Source organism: Promicromonospora sp. Marseille-Q5078 (assembly GCF_050315395.1).
Taxonomy (GTDB): domain Bacteria; phylum Actinomycetota; class Actinomycetes; order Actinomycetales; family Cellulomonadaceae; genus Isoptericola.
Genome location: NZ_JBNPQG010000001.1, coordinates 2,372,893 through 2,392,489, shown reverse-complemented (window position 1 = coordinate 2,392,489; position 19,597 = coordinate 2,372,893). Strand labels below are relative to the sequence as shown.

Here is a 19,597-nt window from a genome sequence, read left to right as displayed (position 1 = left end):
CTTCGCAGGTCGTGGCTACTTTCGAGGGAGCAGTTCCCCTCATCAAGCGGACCGACAGAGTAGGTGACTTGCGTGGCTCTCCCCCCTCTCACCCCGGAACAGCGTGCTGCGGCCCTCGAGAAGGCGGCCGAGGCTCGGCGCGTCCGTGCGGAGATCAAGAACCGGTTGAAGTATTCCCAGGGCTCCCTCAAGGACGTGATCGAGAAGGGGCAGAAGGACGACGTCGTGGGCAAGCTCAAGGTCGTCTCGCTGCTGGAGTCGCTCCCGGGTGTCGGTAAGGTGAAGGCCCGGGCGATCATGGAGGAGATCGGGATCGCCGAGACCCGCCGGGTCCGTGGCCTCGGGCCGCACCAGGCTTCGGCGCTCATCGAGAGGTTTGGCTGACATTTCCGCACCACCGGCCGGCAGCCCGGCACCGCACGCAGCCCCTGGCCCCGTCACCGCGGACGGGGGAGCGACGCCGGCACGTCTGACGGTGCTCGCCGGGCCCACGGCCGTGGGCAAGGGCACCGTCTCGGCCGACATCCGCGCGCGCTACCCGCAGGTGTGGCTGTCGGTCTCGGCGACGACCCGTCCTCCGCGGCCGGGCGAGGTGCACGGCGTGCACTATCTCTTCGTCACGCCCGAGGAGTTCGACCGGATGGTCGCCGAGGGTCAGATGCTCGAGTGGGCGGTGGTGCACGGGCGGAACCGCTACGGCACGCCGCGCGGGCCGGTCGAGGAGCACCTCGCGGCCGGCGTGCCGACGCTCCTGGAGATCGACCTGCAGGGCGCCCGGCAGGTGCGGGAGTCGATGCCCGAGGCGCACTTCGTCTTCCTGTCCCCGCCGAGCTTCGACGAGCTGGTGCGGCGCCTCGTGGGGCGCGGCACGGAGGACGCCGAGGAGCGGGAGCGGCGGCTGAGCACCGCGCGCACGGAGCTCGCGGCCGAGGCGGAGTTCGACGTGACGATCGTGAACGACGACGTCACCCACGCGACGGACCGGCTCGCGCGCGTGATGGGCGTGACGTCCGCCGCACCTCGGGTCGCGCTGTAGCCCTACCGGGTCCGCCACCCGCGAGCGCGGGTAGGATGGGTTGCTGACCCCCTGACGTCCCGTCACCCAACTTTGTCTGGAGTGTGACCCATGGCCGGAACCGTGGCCCAGCCCATCGGCATCACCGACCCGCCCATCGACGAGCTGCTTCAGCGCACCGACTCGAAGTACGGCCTCGTGCTGTACGCGTCGCAGCGCGCCCGCCAGATCAACGCGTACTACTCGCAGCTCAACGAGGGACTGCTGGAGAACGTGGGCCCGCTGGTCGAGACCCGCAACCAGGAGAAGCCGCTCTCCATCGCGATGCGCGAGATCAACGAGGGCCTGCTCGTCTCCACCCCCGTCGAGGAGAAGCCCGACGCCGCGGCGGAGCCGACCGTCGACCCGACCGACGAGATCACCTTCTGACGGACCCCACGACGGCCGCGACGAGGTAGCCGAGAGCAGAGGTCGCCCTCGATGAGGATCCTGCTGGGCGTCAGCGGAGGCATCGCCGCGTACAAGGCCGTGCTCCTGCTGCGCCTCCTGCGCGAGCAGGGGCACGCGGTGCGGGTGATCCCCACCGCGTCGGCCCTGCGGTTCGTCGGCGCGCCGACGTTCGAGGCGCTGTCCGGCGAGCCCGTGACGGCCGAGGTGTTCGAGGACGTCGCGCACGTGCCGCACGTGGCGCTCGGGCAGGGCGCCGACCTGGTGGTCGTCGCCCCGGCGACGGCCGACCTTCTCGCCCGGGCGGCGAGCGGCCGGGCGGACGACCTGCTCACGTCGACCCTGCTCACCGCGCGATGCCCGGTCGTCATGGCGCCGGCGATGCACACCGAGATGTGGGAGCACCCTGCCACCCGCGCCAACGTGGCGACCCTGCGCGAGCGCGGGGTGACGATTGTCGAGCCGGCCAGCGGCCGCCTCACCGGCGCCGACACCGGCCCCGGCCGCCTGCCCGAGCCTGAGGACATCGCGCGCGTCGCGCTCGAGGCCGCCGGGGCCGCAGCGCACGGCCCGTCGGGAGACACCCCCACCGCCCCCGCCGACCTGACCGGCCGCACGGTCGTCGTCTCGGCCGGCGGCACGCGGGAGGCGATCGACCCGGTGCGGTTCATCGGCAACCGGTCCAGCGGGCGGCAGGGCGCGGCCCTGGCCGAGGCGGCCCGGGCCCGCGGGGCGCGCGTCACGCTCGTGGCGGCGAACCTCGACGCCACGATGACCACCGCCGCGCGGGCGGCCGGCGTCGACGTCGTCCCCGTGGAGAGCACGGCCGAGCTGCGCGACGCGGTCCGCGCCGGCGCCGTCGACGCGGACGTCGTCGTGATGGCGGCCGCGGTGGCGGACTTCCGCCCCGCCGAGGTGCCGGACGCCAAGATCAAGAAGGTGCCGGGCAGCGGGCCCGCCCCGATCGTCCTCGTGGAGAACCCGGACGTGCTGGCGGAGCTCGCCCACGACCGGCTCCGGCCGGGCCAGCTGGTCGTGGGGTTCGCGGCCGAGACGGGCGACGGCGCCGGCTCGGTGCTGGACCACGGGCGGGCCAAGGCGCGCCGCAAGGGCGCCGACCTCCTCGCGGTGAACGCGGTGGGCGGCGGGCGCGGCTTCGGCGCTCCGACCAACGCCGTGACCGTCCTCGACGGGCAGGGGGAGGTCGTGGCGGAGGCCGAGGGCACCAAGCGCGCCGTCGCCGACGCGATCTGGGACGCCGTGTCGAAGGCGCTGCCCAGCATCTGAGATTCGCCTCGCCATGTGAGACGTTCTCGCCCTCCGGGGCCTGGATCTGCGGGCTCGTGCCCGTAGGCTGTGCGGCATGACCGATGCCCTGCGCCTCTTCACGTCCGAGTCCGTGACCGAGGGCCACCCGGACAAGGTGTGCGACCAGATCTCCGACGCCATCCTGGACGCGATGCTCGCCCAGGACCCGCGATCGCGCGTCGCCGTCGAGACGATGGTGACCACGGGCCTGGTGCACGTCGCGGGCGAGGTCACCACGGACGCGTACGTCGAGATCCCGCAGCTCGTGCGGGAGGTGGTGCGCCGCATCGGCTACACGTCCTCCGCGATCGGCTTCGACGGCGACTCCTGCGGCGTGTCCGTGTCGATCGGCCAGCAGTCGCCGGACATCGCGCAGGGCGTGGACAAGAGCCTCGAGGACCGTGACGACTCGTCCGGGCCGTCGGTCGTCCACGACCCGCTCGACGCGCAGGGCGCGGGCGACCAGGGCCTCATGTTCGGCTACGCGACGGACGAGACGCCGGCGCTGATGCCGCTGCCGATCTGGACCTCGCACCGCCTCGCGGAGCGCCTCGCCGCCGTGCGGCGCTCGGGCGAGCTGCCGGGCCTGCGCCCCGACGGCAAGACGCAGGTGACGATCGGCTACGACGGCGACCGCCCCGTGCGCGTCGACACCGTGGTGCTGTCCACGCAGCACGACGCCGACATCGTGCAGGAGAAGCTGCAGCGCGAGGTCGCCGACCAGGTGATCGCCCCCGTGCTGGCGGAGGTGGCGGAGCAGACCGGCGTCGAGACCGCGGGCGCGCGCCTCATCGTGAACCCGACGGGCAAGTTCGTCGTCGGCGGCCCGCAGGGCGACGCCGGCCTCACGGGCCGCAAGATCATCGTCGACACCTACGGCGGCATGGCCCGGCACGGCGGCGGGGCGTTCTCCGGCAAGGACCCGTCGAAGGTGGACCGCTCCGCGGCCTACGCGATGCGCTGGGTGGCGAAGAACGTCGTCGCGGCCGGGCTCGCGCGCCGGTGCGAGGTGCAGGTGGCGTACGCGATCGGCAAGGCGCACCCGGTGGGGCTGTACGTCGAGACGTTCGGCACCGAGACGGTGCCCGTCGAGCGGATCGCCGCGGCCATCGACACGGTCTTCGACCTGCGCCCCGCGGCGATCATCCGCGACCTGGACCTCCTGCGCCCCGTTTACGCTGCCACGGCCACGTACGGCCACTTCGGGCGCGACCTGCCCGGGTTCACCTGGGAGCGCACGGACCGGGTGGACGCCCTGCGGGCCGCCGTCTGACCAGGCCCGTCGCCCGGCGACCGTCGTCGTCGGCGGGGCGTGATGGGATGGCCCCGTGACCGACACCCCCGAGCCCGAGCAGCCCGCGCTGCTCGGGCTCGACGACGTCCCGGCGCCCCGCGGGGCGCGCACCAAGGGCCGTCGCGGGGGCGCAGCCCTCGGCGCGACGCCCGTCGCGGAGGAGCTCCCGGTCGCGCGGGTGGTGCTCGACCTGCAGCCGGCGCACCTCGACCGGCCGTACGACTACCTGGTGCCCGCGCCCATGGCGGACGACGCGCGGCCGGGCGTGCGCGTGCGGGCGCGGTTCGGCCCGCAGGAGGTGGCCGGGTACGTCGTGGAGCGCCGCGAGACCTCGGACCACGACGGCCGGCTCGTGCCCCTGCGGCGCGTGGTCTCCGGCGACCCGGTGCTCTCCGAGCCCGTGCTCCGTCTCGCCCGGGCCGTCGCCGACCGGTACGCGGGCACCCTCGCCGACGTGCTGCGGCTCGCGGTGCCGCCCCGGCACGCGCGGGTGGAGAAGGAGGTGATGGCCGCCCTGGCCGAGCCCGCCGCGGAGCCCGCCGCGGAGCCCGCCGCGGGGCCCGTCGGCGAGCCGGAGGCGGGCCCGGGGCCCGGCACGGCGCCCGAGGACGTGGCAAAGGACGTGCCCGAGGACGGGGCGGCGGTCCCGACGTCGGCCTGGGTGTCCTACCTCGGCGGCGAGGCGTTCTGCCGACACCTGCTCGCGGGGGAGGCGCCGCGCGCCGTGTGGACGCCGCTGCCCGGCCTGGCGCCCCCGGAGGACGACGGCCCGGCGCGCGTGCCGCACTGGGCGGCCGCCGTCGCCCAGGCCGCGCGGGCCACCGTCGCCGGGGGACGGCGCGTCCTGGTGGTCGCGCCGGACGCGCGCGACGTGGAGCGGGCGGTCGCGGCCCTCGCCGACGCGGGGATCGACGACGTCGTGCGCCTCCTCGCCGACGACGGGCCCGCACCCCGGTACCGCGCGTTCCTGCGTGCCCGGCACGGCCTGGCCGCCGTGGTGGTGGGGACGCGCGCCGCGATGTTCGCGCCGGTGCCCGACCTCGGGCTCGTCGTGCTGTGGGGCGACGGCGAGGACACCCTCGCCGAGCCGCACGCGCCGTACCCGCACGCGCGCGACGTGCTCGCCCTGCGCAGCGACCTCGAGAACACCGCCTACCTGCTCGCGTCGCCGGGGCGCACCGTGCAGGCGCAGGCCCTGCTCGCGTCGGGGTGGGCGCGCGAGATCGCCGCCCCCCGCGACGTGGTCCGCGCCCGCGCCCCCCGCGTGCGCGCGTTGACGTCGGTCGAGCTCGCGTCCGAGGGTCCGGGCGCCGCCGCCCGCCTGCCCACGGCGGCCTGGCGCGCGGCCCGCGACGGCCTGGCGCGCGGCCCCGTCCTCGTGCAGGTGCCGCGCACGGGCTACCTGCCCGTCGTCGCCTGCGCCCGGTGCCGCACCGCCGCCCGGTGCGGCGCCTGTCACGGCCCCCTCGGCATGACGGGGAACGGCACCGCGCCCCAGTGCGCGTGGTGCGGCCGCCTCGCCGGGGGCTGGCGCTGCGAGGAGTGCGGCGACACGCGGCTGCGGGCCGTCCGCGTCGGGTCGGACCGCACCGCCGAGGAGCTCGGCCGCGCCTTCCCCGGCACCACGGTGCGCGTGTCCGCCTCCTCCGCCCCGTCCGGGGTGCTCGACCGGGTCGGCCCCGATCCCGCGCTGGTCGTCGCCACCCCCGGTGCCGAGCCCGTCGCGGACGGCGGGTACGCCGCGGCGCTCCTGCTGGACGCGGCCGTGTCCACCGCGGGCACCGGACTCGCGACCGCCACGGAGGCCCTGCACCGCTGGCTGGCGGCGTCCGCCCTCGTGCACCCCGCCCGGGCCGGGGGACAGGTGCTCCTGGTGGGGGACGCCGCCCCGGCGCCCACCGGTGCGCTCGTGCGCTACGACCCGGCGGGCCTTGCCGACCGCGAGCTCGCCGAGCGACGTGAGCTCGACCTCCCGCCCGCGGTCCGCGTCGCGGCGGTCACGGGCGACCGGGGCGCCGTCGATGCCCTGGTGGGGCGGGTGGCCCTCGCCGACCCCGACACCGTCCTCGGGCCCGTCGAGCTGCCCGACGACGCCGACCCGCGCCGCGGGGCCACCCTCGAGCGCCGGGTGCGTACCGTGCTGCGCGTCCCCCTCGCCCGGGGCGGCGAGCTCGCCGCCCAGCTGCGCGCCTCCCTCGCGGTCCGCTCCGCCCGCCGGGAGGGCGGCAGCGTGCGCGTGCAGGTCGACCCGAAGGAGATGCTCTGAGATGGCCCCGGTCCCCGGTACGACAGGCCCCGGTACGACAGGCCCTCGCTCGATCGACACCGTGGTGTACGACTTCGGCAACGTGCTCGTCGGGTGGGACCCGTACGGGGCGTTCCCCGACCGCACGCGCGCGGAGGTGGACGCCTGGATGACGGAGATCGACTTCCCGGCGTTCAACCGCGCGCAGGACGCCGGCCGCAGCTGGGCCGATGCCCGGGCGAGCGTCGCGGGCCGGCCGCACCTGCTGCCGCTCCTCGACGAGTACGTGGACCGCTTCGCCGGCACCCTCACGGGGCCGGTCCCCGGCTCGGCCGACCTCGTCGAGGAGCTGCACGACGCCGGGATCCGCCTCCTCGGCCTCACCAACTGGTCCGCCGAGCTGTTCGAGCACGCCGCCCCGGCCGCCCCCGCCACGCGGCGCATGGAGCACGTGGTCGTCTCCGGGCGGGTGGGGCTGGCCAAGCCCGACCCCGCGATCTTCCGGCACCTCGCCGCGACGCACGGCGTCGACCCCGCCCGGGCCGTCTTCATCGACGACAGCCCGGCCAACGTCACCGCGGCCGCCGGCCTCGGCTTCGCCGCCGTCCGGTTCACGGACACGCCCGGGCTGCGCGGCGCCCTGCGCGACCTCGGCCTGCCCGTCGCCCCGTAGCGGGCCCGCCCGCGCCCGGCCACTACGATCGGGTGGTGCGCCTGCTCTTCGCCGGAACCCCCGAACCCGCCGTCCCGTCCCTGCGTGCCCTCCTGGGGTCCCGCCACGAGGTCGTCGCCGTCCTCACGCGGGCCGACGCGCCCGCCGGGCGTGGACGCCGCCTCGTGCCCAGCCCCGTCCGTGTCGCGGCCGAGGAGGCGGGCCTGCCGGTCCTCACCGAGCGCCCGCGCGGCGAGGAGTTCCTCGCGACCCTGCGCGACCTCGAGGTCGACGCCGCGCCCGTCGTCGCCTACGGGCACCTCCTGCGCCCCGACGTCCTCGCGGTCCCGCGCCTCGGCTGGGTGAACCTGCACTTCTCCGTGCTGCCCGCCTGGCGCGGCGCGGCCCCCGTGCAGCACGCCGTGCTCGCGGGCGACGAGGTCACCGGCGCCACCACGTTCCTCCTCGACGAGGGCATGGACACCGGGCCGGTGCTCGGCACCGCCACGGAGACGATCCGCCCCCGCGACACCTCCGGCGACCTGCTCGGCCGCCTCGCCGTGAGCGGCGCCGAGCTGCTCGTCGCCACCCTCGACGCCCTCGAGGACGGCACGCTCGCGCCCCAGCCGCAGCCCGCCGACGGCGCGTCGCTCGCACCCAAGGTCACGCCCGACGACGCCTTCGTCCGCTGGGACGACCCCGCGCTCGCCGTCGACCGCCGCGTACGCGCCGTCACCCCCGCACCGGGGGCCTGGACGACCCTGCCCTCCACCTCGGGGCCCGACGCCGCCCCCGGCGCCCGCCTCGGCATCGGCCCGGTGACCCCCCGGCCCGACGTGACCGACCTGGCGCCGGGGCAGGTGCGGCCCGGCAAGAAGGAGGTCCTCGTCGGGACCGCCACCCACGCCGTCGCACTCGGGCACGTCCAGCCCGTGGGGAAGAAGCCCATGCCCGCCGCCGACTGGGCGCGGGGCGCCCGGGGGCTGTTCACCACCGACGCCGACGCGCGGCTCGGAGGGGACGCACGATGAGCGACGAGCGACGCAGCGGCGGCCGCGACACCCAGCGCGACAGCAAGGGCCGCCAGCGCGGCGCGGCCCGCTCCCGGGGGGAGGCGCACCGCAGCGCCCAGGCGCCCGGCGAGCGCCGCCGACGCACCGACCCCGCACGCACCGCCGCCTACGACGTCCTGCGGCAGGTGGACGGCTCCGACGCCTACGCCAACCTCGTGCTGCCGCCCCTGCTGCGCGAGCGCCACATCGCCGGCCGCGACGCCGCGTTCGCCACCGAGCTCGCCTACGGCACGCTGCGCCTGCGCGGCCGCTACGACGCGATCCTCGCCCACTGCGTCACACGCCCCCTCGACCAGCTCGACCCCGAGGTGCTCGACGTCCTGCGCCTCGGCGCCCACCAGGTCCTCGGCATGAGGGTGCCCCCGCACGCCGCGGTCTCCGAGACCGTCGCCCTCGCCCGCGACCGCGTCGGCGCCGGGCCCGCCCAGATGGTCAACGCCGTGCTGCGCGCCGTCGGCCGCACGCCCCTCGACGACTGGCTTGCCCGCCTCACCGACGACGCGCCCGACCCCGTCACCGCGCAGGCCACCACGGGCTCCCACCCCGTGTGGATCGCCCGCGCCCTGCGCGAGGCGCTCGCGGGCCACGGGCGCAGCCCGGACGAGATCGGGGACCTGCTCGACGCCGACAACGCCGCGCCCCGCGTCACCCTCGTCGCCCGCCCCGGCCTCGCCGCGCCCGACGAGCTCCGGCAGCAGGCAGACGACGCCGACGTGCGGCTCGAGCCCGGCCGGTGGGCGCCCACCGCGTTCGTCCTCGCCGGGGGCAGCGACCCCGCCGGGCTGGCCTCCGTCGCCGACGCCCGCGCCGGCGTGCAGGACGAGGGCTCCCAGCTCGTCACCCTCGCCCTGGCGTCCGCCCCCCTGGAGGGCGCGGACGGGCGCTGGCTCGACCTCTGCGCCGGCCCCGGCGGGAAGGCCGCGCTCCTCGCGGCGCTCGCGGGCGGGCGGGGCGCCACGCTCGTCGCCAACGAGGTGCAGCCGCACCGTGCCCGCCTGGTGGAGCGCGCGCTGCGGGCCGTGCCCGAGGGCATCGTCGAGCGCGTGCGGACGGGCGACGGCCGCCAGGTCGGTCAGGAGGAGCCTGCGGAGTACGACCGCGTGCTCGTCGACGCGCCCTGCACGGGGCTGGGCGCCCTGCGCCGCCGCCCGGAGTCGCGCTGGCGCCGCACCCCCGCCGACCTCGGCACCCTGACGGTGCTCCAGCGCGAGCTGCTGACCTCCGCGCTCGACGCGGTCCGGCCCGGGGGACTCGTCGCCTACGTGACCTGCTCGCCCCACCTCGCGGAGACGCGGCTCGTCGTGGACGACGTGCTGCGCCGCCACGGGGGCGCGGAGCGGGTCGACGCCCGGGACGCCGTGCGCGCGGCGCTGGTGCCGGGTGCGGAGCTCGACCTCGGCGCACCGGACGGCGGCGCCCACGGCCTGGACGTGCAGCTCTGGCCGCACGTGCACGGCACGGACGCGATGCACCTGACGCTGCTGCGCCGGACCCGCTGAGCGGCCCGTCGCGGGGTCGGGCGAGGGTCAGGCGAGGCTGAGCTGCAGCAGCGTCGTGCTGACGGAGCGGCCGTGCTTGACGCCGACGTCGCGCAGCACGCCCGCCACCTCGAAGCCGAAGCGGCGGTGCAGCGGCAGGGAGCCGGCCGCGGCGGGGTCGTCGGCGACGACGGCCACGACCTGCCGCACGCCGGCGCGGGAGCAGGCCTCCAGCAGCGCGGTCATGAGCAGCGAACCGACGCCCCGTCCCTGAGCAGCGGGCGCGAGATAGATCGTGTCCTCCACGGTGTAGCGGTAGGCCGCCTTGGCGCGCCACGGGGCGGCGTAGGCGTACCCGACGACGGCACCGTCGAGCTCGGCGACGAGGAACGGCAGGCCGCGGGCGTCGAGGTCGACGAGCCGCTGCCGCCAGGTGGCGACGTCCGGGGCCTGCTCGTCGAGCGTGACGGCCGTGCCGGTCACGTACGGCTCGAGGATCGCGGCGACCGTCGGCAGGTCGGCGACGACGGCGGCGCGCACGACGGGCTGGGGACCGTGGTTTGGCGACGACGGGGCCGGACCGGCGGGGGAGGGGGGCGGCACGGGGCGAGCGTAGTGGGTGCCGCGCCTAGGCTGGGCGCATGCCTGCGCTGATCAACCCGAGCATCCTGTCGGCCGACTTCGCGAACCTCGAGCGCGACCTGGGTGCCATCGCCACTGCCGACTACGCCCATGTGGACGTCATGGACAACCACTTCGTGCCGAACCTCACCCTCGGGCTGCCGATCTTCGAGCGGCTCGCGCAGGTCTCTCCCGTGCCGCTGGACGCGCACCTCATGATCGACGACCCGGACCGCTGGGCCCCCGCGTACGCGGAGGCGGGGGCGGCGTCCGTGACGTTCCACGCCGAGGCGGCGACGGCCCCGGTGCGCCTCGCGCGGGAGCTGCGGCGCCTGGGTGCCCGTGCCGGCGTCGCGCTGCGGCCGGCGACCCCGGTGGAGCCGTACCTCGACCTCCTGGCGGAGGTCGACATGATCCTCGTCATGACGGTGGAGCCGGGCTTCGGGGGGCAGTCCTTCATCGACGGCACGCTGCCGAAGATCCGGCGGGCCCGGCAGGCGGTGGGGGAGTCGGGCCTGGACGTGTGGATCCAGGTCGACGGGGGAGTGTCGCGGCAGACGATCGAGCGGGCCGCCGACGCGGGGGCGAACGTCTTCGTCGCCGGCTCGGCGGTCTACGGGGCCGACGACGTGCCGGGCGAGATCGCGACGCTGCGGGAGCTGGCGTCGCGGCACGGGCACTGAGCGGGCGAGCAGGTCAGGGATCTCCGACCGTCGGGTCTCCTATGGAAAAATAGTGTGCCAAGCGGCCTGAACAAGCACAACTCACCGTCCCGAAGACCGGAACCCGGCAAGGAGCCCGGGGTCCCGGCGTCTAGGCTGAGCGGGTGAAGACGTTCGACTCCCTGTTCGCCGAGCTGACCGAGAAGGCCACGACCCGCCCCGCCGGGTCGGGGACCGTGGCCGAGCTGGACGCCGGCGTGCATGCGATCGGCAAGAAGATCGTGGAGGAGGCGGCCGAGGTCTGGATGGCCGCCGAGCACGAGACCGACGAGGCCGCGGCGGAGGAGATCTCGCAGCTGCTGTACCACCTGCAGGTGCTCATGCTGGCCAAGGGGCTGACGCTCGAGGACGTGTACGCGCATCTGTGAGCGCCCGGCCCGGGGTCGCACCGCCAGGTGCGGCCCCGTCGTCCGTCGCGCGCGCCCAGACGCCCGTCACGCTTCGACCTGATCAGAACGAGGTATCCGCTGTGCTCCGTATCGCCGTCCCCAACAAGGGCTCCCTGTCCGTCCCGGCCTCCGACATGCTGCGCGAGGCGGGCTACCGCCAGCGTCGCGACACCCGCGAGCTGGTGCTGGCCGACCCCGACAACGGCGCGGAGTTCTTCTTCCTGCGCCCGCGCGACGTCGCCGTGTACGTCGGCTCCGGCACCGTCGACGTCGGCATCACCGGCCGCGACCTGCTGCTGGACTCCGGGGCCGAGGCCGTCGAGCACCTGCCGCTCGGCTTCGCCGGGTCGACGTTCCGGTTCGCCGCGCCCGCCGGCACCATGACCGCCGTGGAGCAGATCGCCGGCCGCCGCGTGGCGTCGTCGTACACCACGCTCGTCCGCTCGTACCTGGCGGAGCGGGGGGTCGAGCCGGCGGCGGTCGTGCACCTGGACGGCGCGGTGGAGAGCTCCGTGCGGCTCGGCGTGGCCGACCTCATCGCCGACGTCGTCGAGACGGGCACGACGCTCCGCGCGGCAGGGCTGGAGGTCTTCGGCGAGCCGATCCTGCGGTCGGAGGCGCTCCTCATCCGGCGCGCGGACGTGGCGGAGCCTGCCGGGCTCGAGGTCCTCACGCGCCGCCTGCAGGGCGTGATCACGGCGCACGAGTACGTCCTCATGGACTACGACGTGCCCGTGGAGCTGGTCGACACCGCGGTGGCCGTGACCCCCGGCTTCGAGTCGCCGACCGTGTCCCCGCTGCACAACGGCGAGTGGGCGGCCGTCCGCTCGATGGTGAAGCGCGCCGAGACCAACCGGGTGATGGACGCCCTCTACGAGGTCGGGGCGCGCGGCATCATCGTGACGTCGATCCACGCCAGCCGCCTGTGACATCCCGGCACGTGGGGAGCGGCACGCTGTCGAGCAGGTGCTGACGGTGGCAGCGTGGTGCGCATGAGCGCCTCCGACGCCTCGCGCGGCGCGACCGGCAGCGGTCCCGCCGCGGACCCGGCGCGCCTCCGCCCGTTCCGCCCGCTGTGGGGCCGGGTCACGGCCTGGGTGGTGTGGGTGCTCGCCGCGGTCGGGAGCCTGGTCGTGGGCCTGAGCGCGAGCGGCCCGATGGGCGCGGCGGGGGTCAACAAGGCGGCGTTCGTGGCCTTCGCGCTCGGCGTCACCGTGCTGCTGTGGCGCCTCGGCGGCGTGCACGCCGTGCCGACGCCCGCGGGTCTGCACGTGCGGAACCTCGTGCAGTCGCGGGACCTGGCCTGGGCCGAGGTCGTCGAGGTGCGCCTCGGGCCGAACGACCCCTGGGTGCGCCTGGACCTGGCCGACGGCGGCACCATCGCCGTGATGGGGATCCAGCGGGCGGACGGTGAGCGCGGCATGGCCGAGGCGCGACGGCTGCGCGGCCTGGTCGTCAGCCTGGGGGAGACCTCCGAACCGTCCTGACCGTCCCGGCGCCCGCACCGGACCTGAACCACCGGACAGACGTGACAGACGACGAACGCCCGCGAGCCGTACGGCTCGCGGGCGTTCGTCGTGCTCGGCGGCGCGGCCGCCGTGGCGTCAGGCGGTCCGGGCGGGACGGCGGTCCGTCCGCGGCCGCTCGGTGCGCGGGGCACGACGCTCGGGCGCGCCCTGGTCCAGGGAGATGCGCAGCGCCTTGCCGGCCACGTGCGCGCGACCGATCCGGTTCATGGTCGCGTCGTCCAGCGGGCGGGTGATGTCCACCAGCGAGAAGTTGCCGAAGATGTCGATCTTGCCGATGTCGCCACCGGACAGGCCGCCCTCGTTCGTGAGCGCGCCGACGATGCCCCGGGGCTGGGCCCCGTGGGTGTGGCCGACCGAGATCCGGTAGCGCGTCCCGGCGGCGGGGCGGCGGATGCCGCGGCCGCGGTCGTCGCGGTCGGAGCGCGGGTGGCGACCGGTCCGGTCGCCGTCACGCTCGGTGCGCTCGGCGCGGTGCGTCTCGCGGGTGCGCCCGCCCTTCGCCTCGGCACGCTCGCGCTCGTGCTCCTCCTGGGCGGCGCGCTGCTGGGGGCCGTCGTCCCCGACCGCGAGCGCCAGGAGCGCCGCCGCGACCTGGGCGACGTCGGCGCCGCTCTCGGTCCCCGCGCCGTCCTCCTGCGCGGCGGCACGCTCCTGCAGCATCTGCGTGTACATCTCGAGGCGGCCGGACTCGATGCGCGTGCTGACGGCGTCGAGCAGGCGACGGGCGCGGTGCTGGGAGACGTCCCGCGGGGACGGGACCTCGACCTCGACGAGCTGGGCGCGGATGGTGCGCTCGATGTGCTTGAGCTTGCCGCGCTCGTGCGGGGTGACGAACGACAGGGCGCGGCCGGTGCGTCCGGCGCGTCCGGTGCGGCCGATGCGGTGCACGTAGGCCTCGGCCTCGCGGGGGATGTCGAAGTTGACGACGAGGCCGATGCGGTCGACGTCGAGCCCGCGGGCGGCGACGTCGGTGGCGACGAGGACGTCGACGGAGCCGGACTTGAGGCGCTCGACGATCTTCTCGCGCTCCTTCTGGGCCACGTCGCCGGAGATGGTGGCGGCCGAGATGCCGCGCTCCACCAGGGCGGCGCCGACCTCCTCGGCGTCCTTGCGGGTCCGCGTGAAGACGATGGTGGCGTCCGCCTCGGAGGTGGCGAGGACGCGCACCAGGGAGCCGATCTTGTGCCGGAACGGCACGACGGCGTAGGTCTGCTCGACGGTCGACACGGTGGACGACTGGCGGGAGACGGCGATCGCGACCGGGTCGTTGAGGTGGTGTGCGGCGACGGAGCGGATCGCGGGCGGCATGGTCGCGGAGAAGAGGGCGACCTGTCGCTTCGCAGGGGCCTGGCCGAAGATCGTCTCGACGTCCTCGGCGAAGCCCATGCGGAGCATCTCGTCGGCCTCGTCGAGGACGAGGAACTTCACGCCGTCGAGGGAGAGGGTGCCCCGCTCGAGGTGGTCCATGACGCGACCGGGGGTGCCGACGACGACGTGGACGCCGTCGCGGAGCGCGCGCTGCTGGGGCTGGTACGGGGAGCCGCCGTACACGGACGTGACGCGCACGCCGGGCAGGTGGGTGGCGAAGGACTCGACGGCCTCGGCGACCTGGAGCGCGAGCTCGCGAGTGGGGGCGAGGACGAGCGCCTGCACGTGGCCGTTGCGGACGTCGGCGTCCGGGTCGAGAGCGGCGAGGAGCGGGATGCCGAAGGCGGCGGTCTTGCCGGTGCCGGTCTGGGCGACGCCGGTGATGTCGCGCCCGGCGAGGAGCTCGGGGATGGCGCGGGCCTGGATGGGGGACGGCGTGACGAACCCGAGGTCGTCGACGGCGGCCTGCAGGGCGGCGGGGAGGCCGAGCTCGGAGAAGGTGGGCCCGGTGGGGGCCGGCTGCTCGGCGGCGGTGTCGGGGGTCTGCTCGGTGGGCAGCGTGGAGTCAGGGGTGCTCAAGGCGGTAACCGTTCCGTCGGTGGTGGGGAAGGAGTCCTGCGTCGCCGAGGTGGCGATGCGGTCGCTCTGTCCCGGACACACACCAGCCCCGCTCTTGGACGGGGCGCAACGAACACGCGGGAGGCACGACGAACTCCGAAGGTTCCCCCAGTCTACGGGGTGGCTCGCGGCGGGGTCCGGTGGGGCCGGGTGAGTTCGGACACTGCGTGCCGGGCCCGTGCGTAGGATGTGCGGGTGCAGGAGGGCCAGGAGATCAGCAGCCGGGTCTTCACGATCCCGAACCTGGTGAGCCTGCTGCGTCTGGCGCTGGTGCCGGTCTTCGCGGTCCTCATCGTGGTGGGCGCGGACGTGTGGGCCCTGGGCGTCCTGGCCTTCTCGGGCTTCACGGACTGGCTCGACGGGGTGCTGGCGCGGCGCCTGCACCAGGTGACCCGCCTGGGTCAGATGCTCGACCCGGCGGCGGACCGTCTCTTCATCTTCGTCACCCTGGCGGGCCTGGCGTGGCGGGACCTGATCCCGCTCTGGCTGCTCGTGGTGATCGTGGCGCGCGACGTGCTGCTCGTCTGCCTGCTCCCGGTGCTCTCCCGTCACGGGTACGGCCCGCTGCCGGTGAGCTTCGTCGGCAAGGCGGGGACCTTCGCCCTGCTCTACGCGTTCCCCCTGCTGCTCCTGGCGACGATGCCGGGTGTGGTGGGCGCGGTGGCGCACATCGTCGGGTGGGCCTTCACCTGGTGGGGCGTGGGCCTCTACTGGGTCGCGGCCGTGCAGTACCTGCGTCAGGCGCGGGAGCTGGTGACGGCCGCGAGCGCCGGCCCGGCCGTGGGCGGCCCCGAGGAGGGGTGCGCGTGACGGCGCCGGTGCGCCCGGCGGGGCGCCGTCCGGACGAGTCGATGACCCTGCTGGTCGAGGTGATGGAGAAGCCTCTGGACCCGGGGTACGCCGAGGCGGCGGAGCGGCGAGCGGCGGCGGAGCGCGCCGGGCGTCCCTCGCGGCGGCGCGGCGCGGGCGTGGCGGCGCTGCTGGTCGTCGCGGCCCTGCTGGGGCTGCTGACGGTGTCGGCGGCACGGCAGCTGCGGGCGCCCCAGGCGGAGGTCGCGGCGGCGCGCGAGGTGCTGGAGAACCAGATCGTGGACCGCCGCGCCGAGGTGGAGGCGCTGCAGGGCCAGTCGGTGGCGCTGAGCGACCAGATCGAGGACCTGCAGCGCACCGCGCTCGCCAACGAGGACCCGGAGCTCCTGCAGACCCTGCAGCTCGACGGGGTCGTGAGCGGCTCCGCGGCGGTCACCGGTCCCGGCCTGGTGGTGACGCTGTCGGACGGCGACGCCGCGCAGTCCGAGACGGACCCCGACCCGAGCGCACGGGTGCGGGACGCGGACGTGCAGACGGTGGTGAACGCCCTGTGGGCCGCGGGGGCGGAGGCCATCACGGTGGACGACCAGCGGCTCACCTCCCTGTCCGCGATCCGGAACGCCGGGGACGCGATCCTGGTGGACCTGGTGCCGCTGCCCGGACCCACCTACACGGTCCGCGCGATCGGTGACTCCGACGAGATGCAGACCGCGTACGCTCGGTCCGGCGCTCCGGCCTACCTGCAGCTGCTGGGGTCGCGCTACGGGATCCAGTCGAGCATCACCCCGCAGAGCGACCTGTCCCTCCCGGGGGTGGGGAGCCAGACGCTGCGGTACGCGGAGCCGTCGGGTGCGGGGAAGTCCTCGCAGTCCAGCGAGTCGCCTGAGACATCGTCGTCCGACACCGAGGAGGAACGCTCATGATCGCCGCGATCGGGCTCGTGATCGGCGTGATCGCCGGTCTGGTGCTGCAGCCGACCGTGCCGGTGGCGCTGCAGCCCTACCTGCCGATCGCGGTGGTGGCCGCCCTGGACGCGCTGTTCGGCGGCCTGCGGGCGAAGCTCGACGGGCTGTTCGACGACAAGGTGTTCCTCGTGTCGTTCCTGTCCAACGTGGTCGTCGCGGCGTTCATCGTGTTCCTCGGCGACCAGCTGGGGGTGGGGGCGCAGCTCTCGACGGCGGTCGTGGTGGTGCTCGGCATCCGGATCTTCTCCAACGCGGCGGCGATCCGCCGGCATCTCTTCAAGGCGTGAGCGGCGGATGAGCGAGCACACCGGCGACCGTCCGGACACCCCGGACGAGGAGCAGGAGGTCGGCGCGCCCCGCCCCGGGCCGGACGAGACCCCCGCGGACGCGACCGACGGGGCGACGCCCACCGAGGACGCCGCCGAACCCGGCGAGCCCGATGACGCGGCCGAGGCGGTTCAGGACGGCGAGCTCGACGAGGGGGACGAGGTCACGGACGACGCGGGGCCGGACCCCGACGACGTCTCCCCGGTCGAGCCCGCGCCGCCCGAGGACCTCGAGCCGGTCGCGGAGGGGGACGGCCTGGCGCTGGACCCCTCCGACACCGAGCGGGAGGACGACGCGGACGACCGGGACGACCGGGACGCCGCCGACCCCGAGGTCCGCCAGGCGGCGGCCGCACCCGAGCCGGCGGACCCCGTCGACGAGGACCACGAGGACCGCCCCGACGAGTCGCACGACGCGGTGCCTCGCCCGGCGGCTGACGGCGACGACGACATGGCCGACGACGCGACCCCCGGCACCGACGAACCCGCCGCGAGCGCCGCGCTCGGTGCGGCCGCGGCGTCGACGCCCCGCGAGGAGCCGAGCGGGTGGCGACGCCTGGGCGAGGCGCTGCGGCCGCGTGCGACGCGTTCGCAGGTGCTGGCGGGCGTGCTGTGCGCCGCGCTGGGCTTCGCCCTCGTGGTGCAGGTGCAGCAGTCGGCGTCGGACCAGCTCTCGTCGGCGCGCCAGGAGGACCTGGTGCGCCTGCTGGACGAGGTCACGGACCGTGCGCAGCAGCTCGGCGACGAGGTGTCCGGGCTGGAGACCACCCGCGACGAGCTGCTGTCCGGGTCCGGGAAGGCGCAGTCGGCGCTCGAGCTGGCGCAGCAGCGCGCGGAGTCGGAGGGCATCCTGTCCGGGCGCCTGCCGGCGCAGGGCCCGGGCGTGCGGGTCACCGTCGAGGACCCGTCGCACTCCCTGAAGGCGTCGCAGATGTTCAACGTGCTGGAGGAGCTGCGCAACGCGGGCGCGGAGGTCGTCGAGCTCAACGACGTGCGCCTCGTGACGTCGACCTGGTTCGAGGACGAGGGCGATCAGATCGTCGTCGACGGGACCACGCTGTCGTCCCCGTACGAGTGGACCGTGATCGGCGATCCCGAGACGTTGGACCGTGCGCTGGAGATCCCCGGCGGCGCCCTGGCGACGGTGCGCACGGCGGGGGCCGAGGCGTCGACGTCGCGGCACGACCAGGTGAAGGTCGCCGCGGTGACCCCTCCGGAGGAGCCCGAGTACGCGAAGCCCGGGCAGGAGCGCTGAGGGCGCCCCCGCTCACCCCTGAGCGGGGGTGAGCGGGCTTCCCGCCCACGGCCTGGTCGGGGTAGGTTTGTCGGACGACGGCGCACGTCGGACGCACCGCCGGTCATCCGTGGGCACCACAGTCACCGGGTCCGTACCACCGGCAGCGTCGCCCGACCCACCCGGCCCGACCTCACAGGAGGACTGATGACGGACCCCCGCGCTCTTCCGCCGCACCAGGCGACTGCGGACACCACCGCGCACCTGGGACGTGTGGGTGCGCCCGCGGAGGAGCAGTCGTTCCGGATCCCGCTCACCGCGGAGGAGGCCGCCGCCGTCGCGGCGCTGCCGCGGCACTCCGCGCTCCTCGTGGTGCAGTACGGGTCCGGCGCGGTCGGGGAGCGCTTCCTGCTCGACTCGGACCGCGCCGTCGCCGGCCGCAGCGAGCAGGCGGACATCTTCCTGGACGACGTGACCGTGTCGCGCAAGCATGCGGAGTTCGCGCGGGAGGGCGACCGGTTCGTGGTCCGCGACATCGGCTCCCTCAACGGGACGTACGTCAACCGCGAGCGGATCGACGCCGCACCGCTCACCACGGGTGATGAGGTGCAGATCGGCAAGTTCCGCATGTCGTTCCACGCCAGCCCGCAGGCGCCGCGGGACCCGCAGGCGCCCGCGTCGTGACGGCGGCGCAGGCCGCGCACGGCGAGGAGCCGGCCGGCCCGGGCGCGCCCGAGCCCTGGCCGCGGGGGATCTCCCGCCAGGCCACGATGCGGATCTCCGACGTGCTGGCACAGCTCGGCCCGGAGTTCCCCGCGGTGTCGCACTCCAAGCTGCGGTTCCTCGAGGACCAGGGGCTCATCGACCCGGTGCGGACGCCGTCGGGCTACCGCCAGTACAGCCCCGCCGACGTCGAGCGGCTGAGGTTCGTCCTCACCGAGCAGCGGGACTCGTACCTGCCGCTCAAGGTCATCAAGGAACGCCTGGCCGAGATGGACGCGGGGGAGCCCGCGCCCGGTCCGGCGCCGCGCCTCGCCGACGCCGCGGCCGCGCCCGAGGTGGCGCGCCGACGGTGGACGGCCGAGTCGGTCGCGGAGGCGACGGGCACCTCCGCGGGGTTCGTGCAGGAGCTCGTGTCGGCGGGCGTGCTGCACGCCGGCACCGGGAGCCGGCTGGACGCCCGGGCCCCCGACGTGGTGCGCATCGCGGCCCGCCTCGCGGAGCACGGCATCGAGCCGCGGCACCTGCGGTCCCTCCGCGCGTCGGCGGACCGGCACGTGGGTCTCGTGGACCAGCTCGTGGCCCCGTACCGCAGCCAGCAGACGCCGTCCGCACGCGCGCAGGGCGCGGAGCTCGCGGCCGAGGTGGGCGAGCTGCTCGCCCGGCTGCACTCGACCTGGGTGCGGCAGGGGTCGGGCGACCTGGTCTGACCTGGTCCGGCCGGCGATCAGATCCGACCCCCGTACCGGGCGACGTGCAGCACGTCACGGACGTACCGTGGAT

General features: G+C 75.6%; 20 protein-coding genes and 1 pseudogene. 19 read left to right on the top strand and 2 right to left on the bottom strand.

Annotated elements, in window-relative coordinates:
• Positions 1-72 precede the first annotated feature (72 nt).
• The 9 genes and pseudogenes from mihF (at position 73) to ACQFYA_RS11055 (ending at position 9,533) form a co-directional block, all read left to right on the top strand.
• Positions 73-384, top strand: coding sequence for an integration host factor, actinobacterial type (gene mihF, locus ACQFYA_RS11095; RefSeq protein WP_079575226.1), 312 nt, complete (start codon positions 73-75; stop codon positions 382-384).
• Positions 385-475: 91 nt separating this feature from the next.
• Positions 476-1,036: a guanylate kinase gene (gene gmk, locus ACQFYA_RS11090; RefSeq protein WP_499124040.1), complete on the top strand. Its 561-nt coding sequence runs from the start codon at positions 476-478 to the stop codon at positions 1,034-1,036.
• A 90-nt stretch (positions 1,037-1,126) separates the two neighbouring features.
• Entirely contained in the window at positions 1,127-1,444 is a 318-nt protein-coding gene (rpoZ, locus tag ACQFYA_RS11085) for a DNA-directed RNA polymerase subunit omega (RefSeq protein WP_499124037.1), read from the top strand.
• Positions 1,445-1,486: 42 nt separating this feature from the next.
• A pseudogene (gene coaBC / locus ACQFYA_RS11080) lies at positions 1,487-2,749 on the top strand (bifunctional phosphopantothenoylcysteine decarboxylase/phosphopantothenate--cysteine ligase CoaBC); the annotation flags it as partial.
• Positions 2,750-2,825: 76 nt separating this feature from the next.
• Positions 2,826-4,043, top strand: a complete 1,218-nt coding sequence (gene metK / locus ACQFYA_RS11075) for a methionine adenosyltransferase (RefSeq protein ID WP_499124035.1) — start codon at positions 2,826-2,828, stop codon at positions 4,041-4,043.
• Between the two features lie 55 nt (positions 4,044-4,098).
• Positions 4,099-6,330, top strand: a complete 2,232-nt coding sequence (locus tag ACQFYA_RS11070) for a primosomal protein N' (RefSeq protein WP_499124033.1) — start codon at positions 4,099-4,101, stop codon at positions 6,328-6,330.
• 61 nt (positions 6,331-6,391) lie between these two features.
• On the top strand, positions 6,392-6,982 hold the full coding sequence (locus ACQFYA_RS11065; RefSeq protein ID WP_499124030.1) for an HAD family hydrolase: 591 nt from the start codon (positions 6,392-6,394) through the stop codon (positions 6,980-6,982).
• 35 nt (positions 6,983-7,017) lie between these two features.
• Positions 7,018-7,992, top strand: a complete 975-nt coding sequence (gene fmt, locus ACQFYA_RS11060) for a methionyl-tRNA formyltransferase (RefSeq protein WP_499124027.1) — start codon at positions 7,018-7,020, stop codon at positions 7,990-7,992.
• Entirely contained in the window at positions 7,989-9,533 is a 1,545-nt protein-coding gene (locus tag ACQFYA_RS11055) for an RsmB/NOP family class I SAM-dependent RNA methyltransferase (RefSeq protein WP_499124026.1), read from the top strand. Before fmt ends, ACQFYA_RS11055 begins: the two co-directional genes overlap by 4 nt.
• A gap of 27 nt (positions 9,534-9,560) precedes the next feature.
• On the opposite strand, the gene ACQFYA_RS11050 is transcribed toward ACQFYA_RS11055, so the two are convergent.
• The gene (locus ACQFYA_RS11050; protein ID WP_499124024.1) at positions 9,561-10,115 is read right to left on the bottom strand and encodes a GNAT family N-acetyltransferase; all 555 of its coding nucleotides are present in this window, start codon (positions 10,113-10,115) and stop codon (positions 9,561-9,563) included.
• 38 nt (positions 10,116-10,153) lie between these two features.
• Between ACQFYA_RS11050 and rpe the strand changes: the two genes are divergently transcribed.
• The 4 genes from rpe (at position 10,154) to ACQFYA_RS11030 (ending at position 12,731) form a co-directional block, all read left to right on the top strand.
• Positions 10,154-10,816, top strand: a complete 663-nt coding sequence (gene rpe, locus ACQFYA_RS11045) for a ribulose-phosphate 3-epimerase (protein ID WP_499124022.1) — start codon at positions 10,154-10,156, stop codon at positions 10,814-10,816.
• Between the two features lie 143 nt (positions 10,817-10,959).
• Positions 10,960-11,223 (top strand): phosphoribosyl-ATP diphosphatase, encoded by a 264-nt coding sequence (locus ACQFYA_RS11040; protein ID WP_079575216.1) that lies wholly within the window; start codon positions 10,960-10,962, stop codon positions 11,221-11,223.
• A 101-nt stretch (positions 11,224-11,324) separates the two neighbouring features.
• Positions 11,325-12,173 carry an ATP phosphoribosyltransferase gene (hisG, locus tag ACQFYA_RS11035; protein ID WP_499124018.1) on the top strand — a complete coding sequence of 283 codons (849 nt, stop codon included), beginning with the start codon at positions 11,325-11,327 and terminating at the stop codon, positions 12,171-12,173.
• Between the two features lie 63 nt (positions 12,174-12,236).
• On the top strand, positions 12,237-12,731 hold the full coding sequence (locus ACQFYA_RS11030) for a PH domain-containing protein (RefSeq protein WP_499124015.1): 495 nt from the start codon (positions 12,237-12,239) through the stop codon (positions 12,729-12,731).
• 117 nt (positions 12,732-12,848) lie between these two features.
• Here the strand turns inward: ACQFYA_RS11030 and ACQFYA_RS11025 are convergent, their stop codons facing one another.
• Positions 12,849-14,720, bottom strand: coding sequence for a DEAD/DEAH box helicase (locus tag ACQFYA_RS11025; protein WP_499124012.1), 1,872 nt, complete (start codon positions 14,718-14,720; stop codon positions 12,849-12,851).
• 234 nt (positions 14,721-14,954) lie between these two features.
• On the opposite strand from ACQFYA_RS11025, the gene clsA reads away from it, so the two are divergent.
• From clsA to ftsR, 6 genes are all read left to right on the top strand, one after another.
• On the top strand, positions 14,955-15,569 hold the full coding sequence (clsA, locus tag ACQFYA_RS11020; RefSeq protein WP_499124009.1) for a cardiolipin synthase ClsA: 615 nt from the start codon (positions 14,955-14,957) through the stop codon (positions 15,567-15,569).
• On the top strand, positions 15,566-16,492 hold the full coding sequence (locus tag ACQFYA_RS11015; RefSeq protein WP_499124008.1) for a DUF881 domain-containing protein: 927 nt from the start codon (positions 15,566-15,568) through the stop codon (positions 16,490-16,492). Before clsA ends, ACQFYA_RS11015 begins: the two co-directional genes overlap by 4 nt.
• Entirely contained in the window at positions 16,489-16,821 is a 333-nt protein-coding gene (locus tag ACQFYA_RS11010; protein ID WP_079575212.1) for a small basic family protein, read from the top strand. The genes ACQFYA_RS11015 and ACQFYA_RS11010 overlap by 4 nt, the downstream gene beginning before the upstream one ends.
• Positions 16,822-16,828: 7 nt before the next feature.
• Positions 16,829-18,115: a DUF881 domain-containing protein gene (locus ACQFYA_RS11005; RefSeq protein ID WP_499124005.1), complete on the top strand. Its 1,287-nt coding sequence runs from the start codon at positions 16,829-16,831 to the stop codon at positions 18,113-18,115.
• 186 nt (positions 18,116-18,301) lie between these two features.
• Positions 18,302-18,778 carry an FHA domain-containing protein gene (locus tag ACQFYA_RS11000; RefSeq protein WP_499124003.1) on the top strand — a complete coding sequence of 159 codons (477 nt, stop codon included), beginning with the start codon at positions 18,302-18,304 and terminating at the stop codon, positions 18,776-18,778.
• Positions 18,775-19,524, top strand: a complete 750-nt coding sequence (gene ftsR, locus ACQFYA_RS10995; protein WP_499124001.1) for a transcriptional regulator FtsR — start codon at positions 18,775-18,777, stop codon at positions 19,522-19,524. Before ACQFYA_RS11000 ends, ftsR begins: the two co-directional genes overlap by 4 nt.
• Positions 19,525-19,597: the final 73 nt, after the last annotated feature.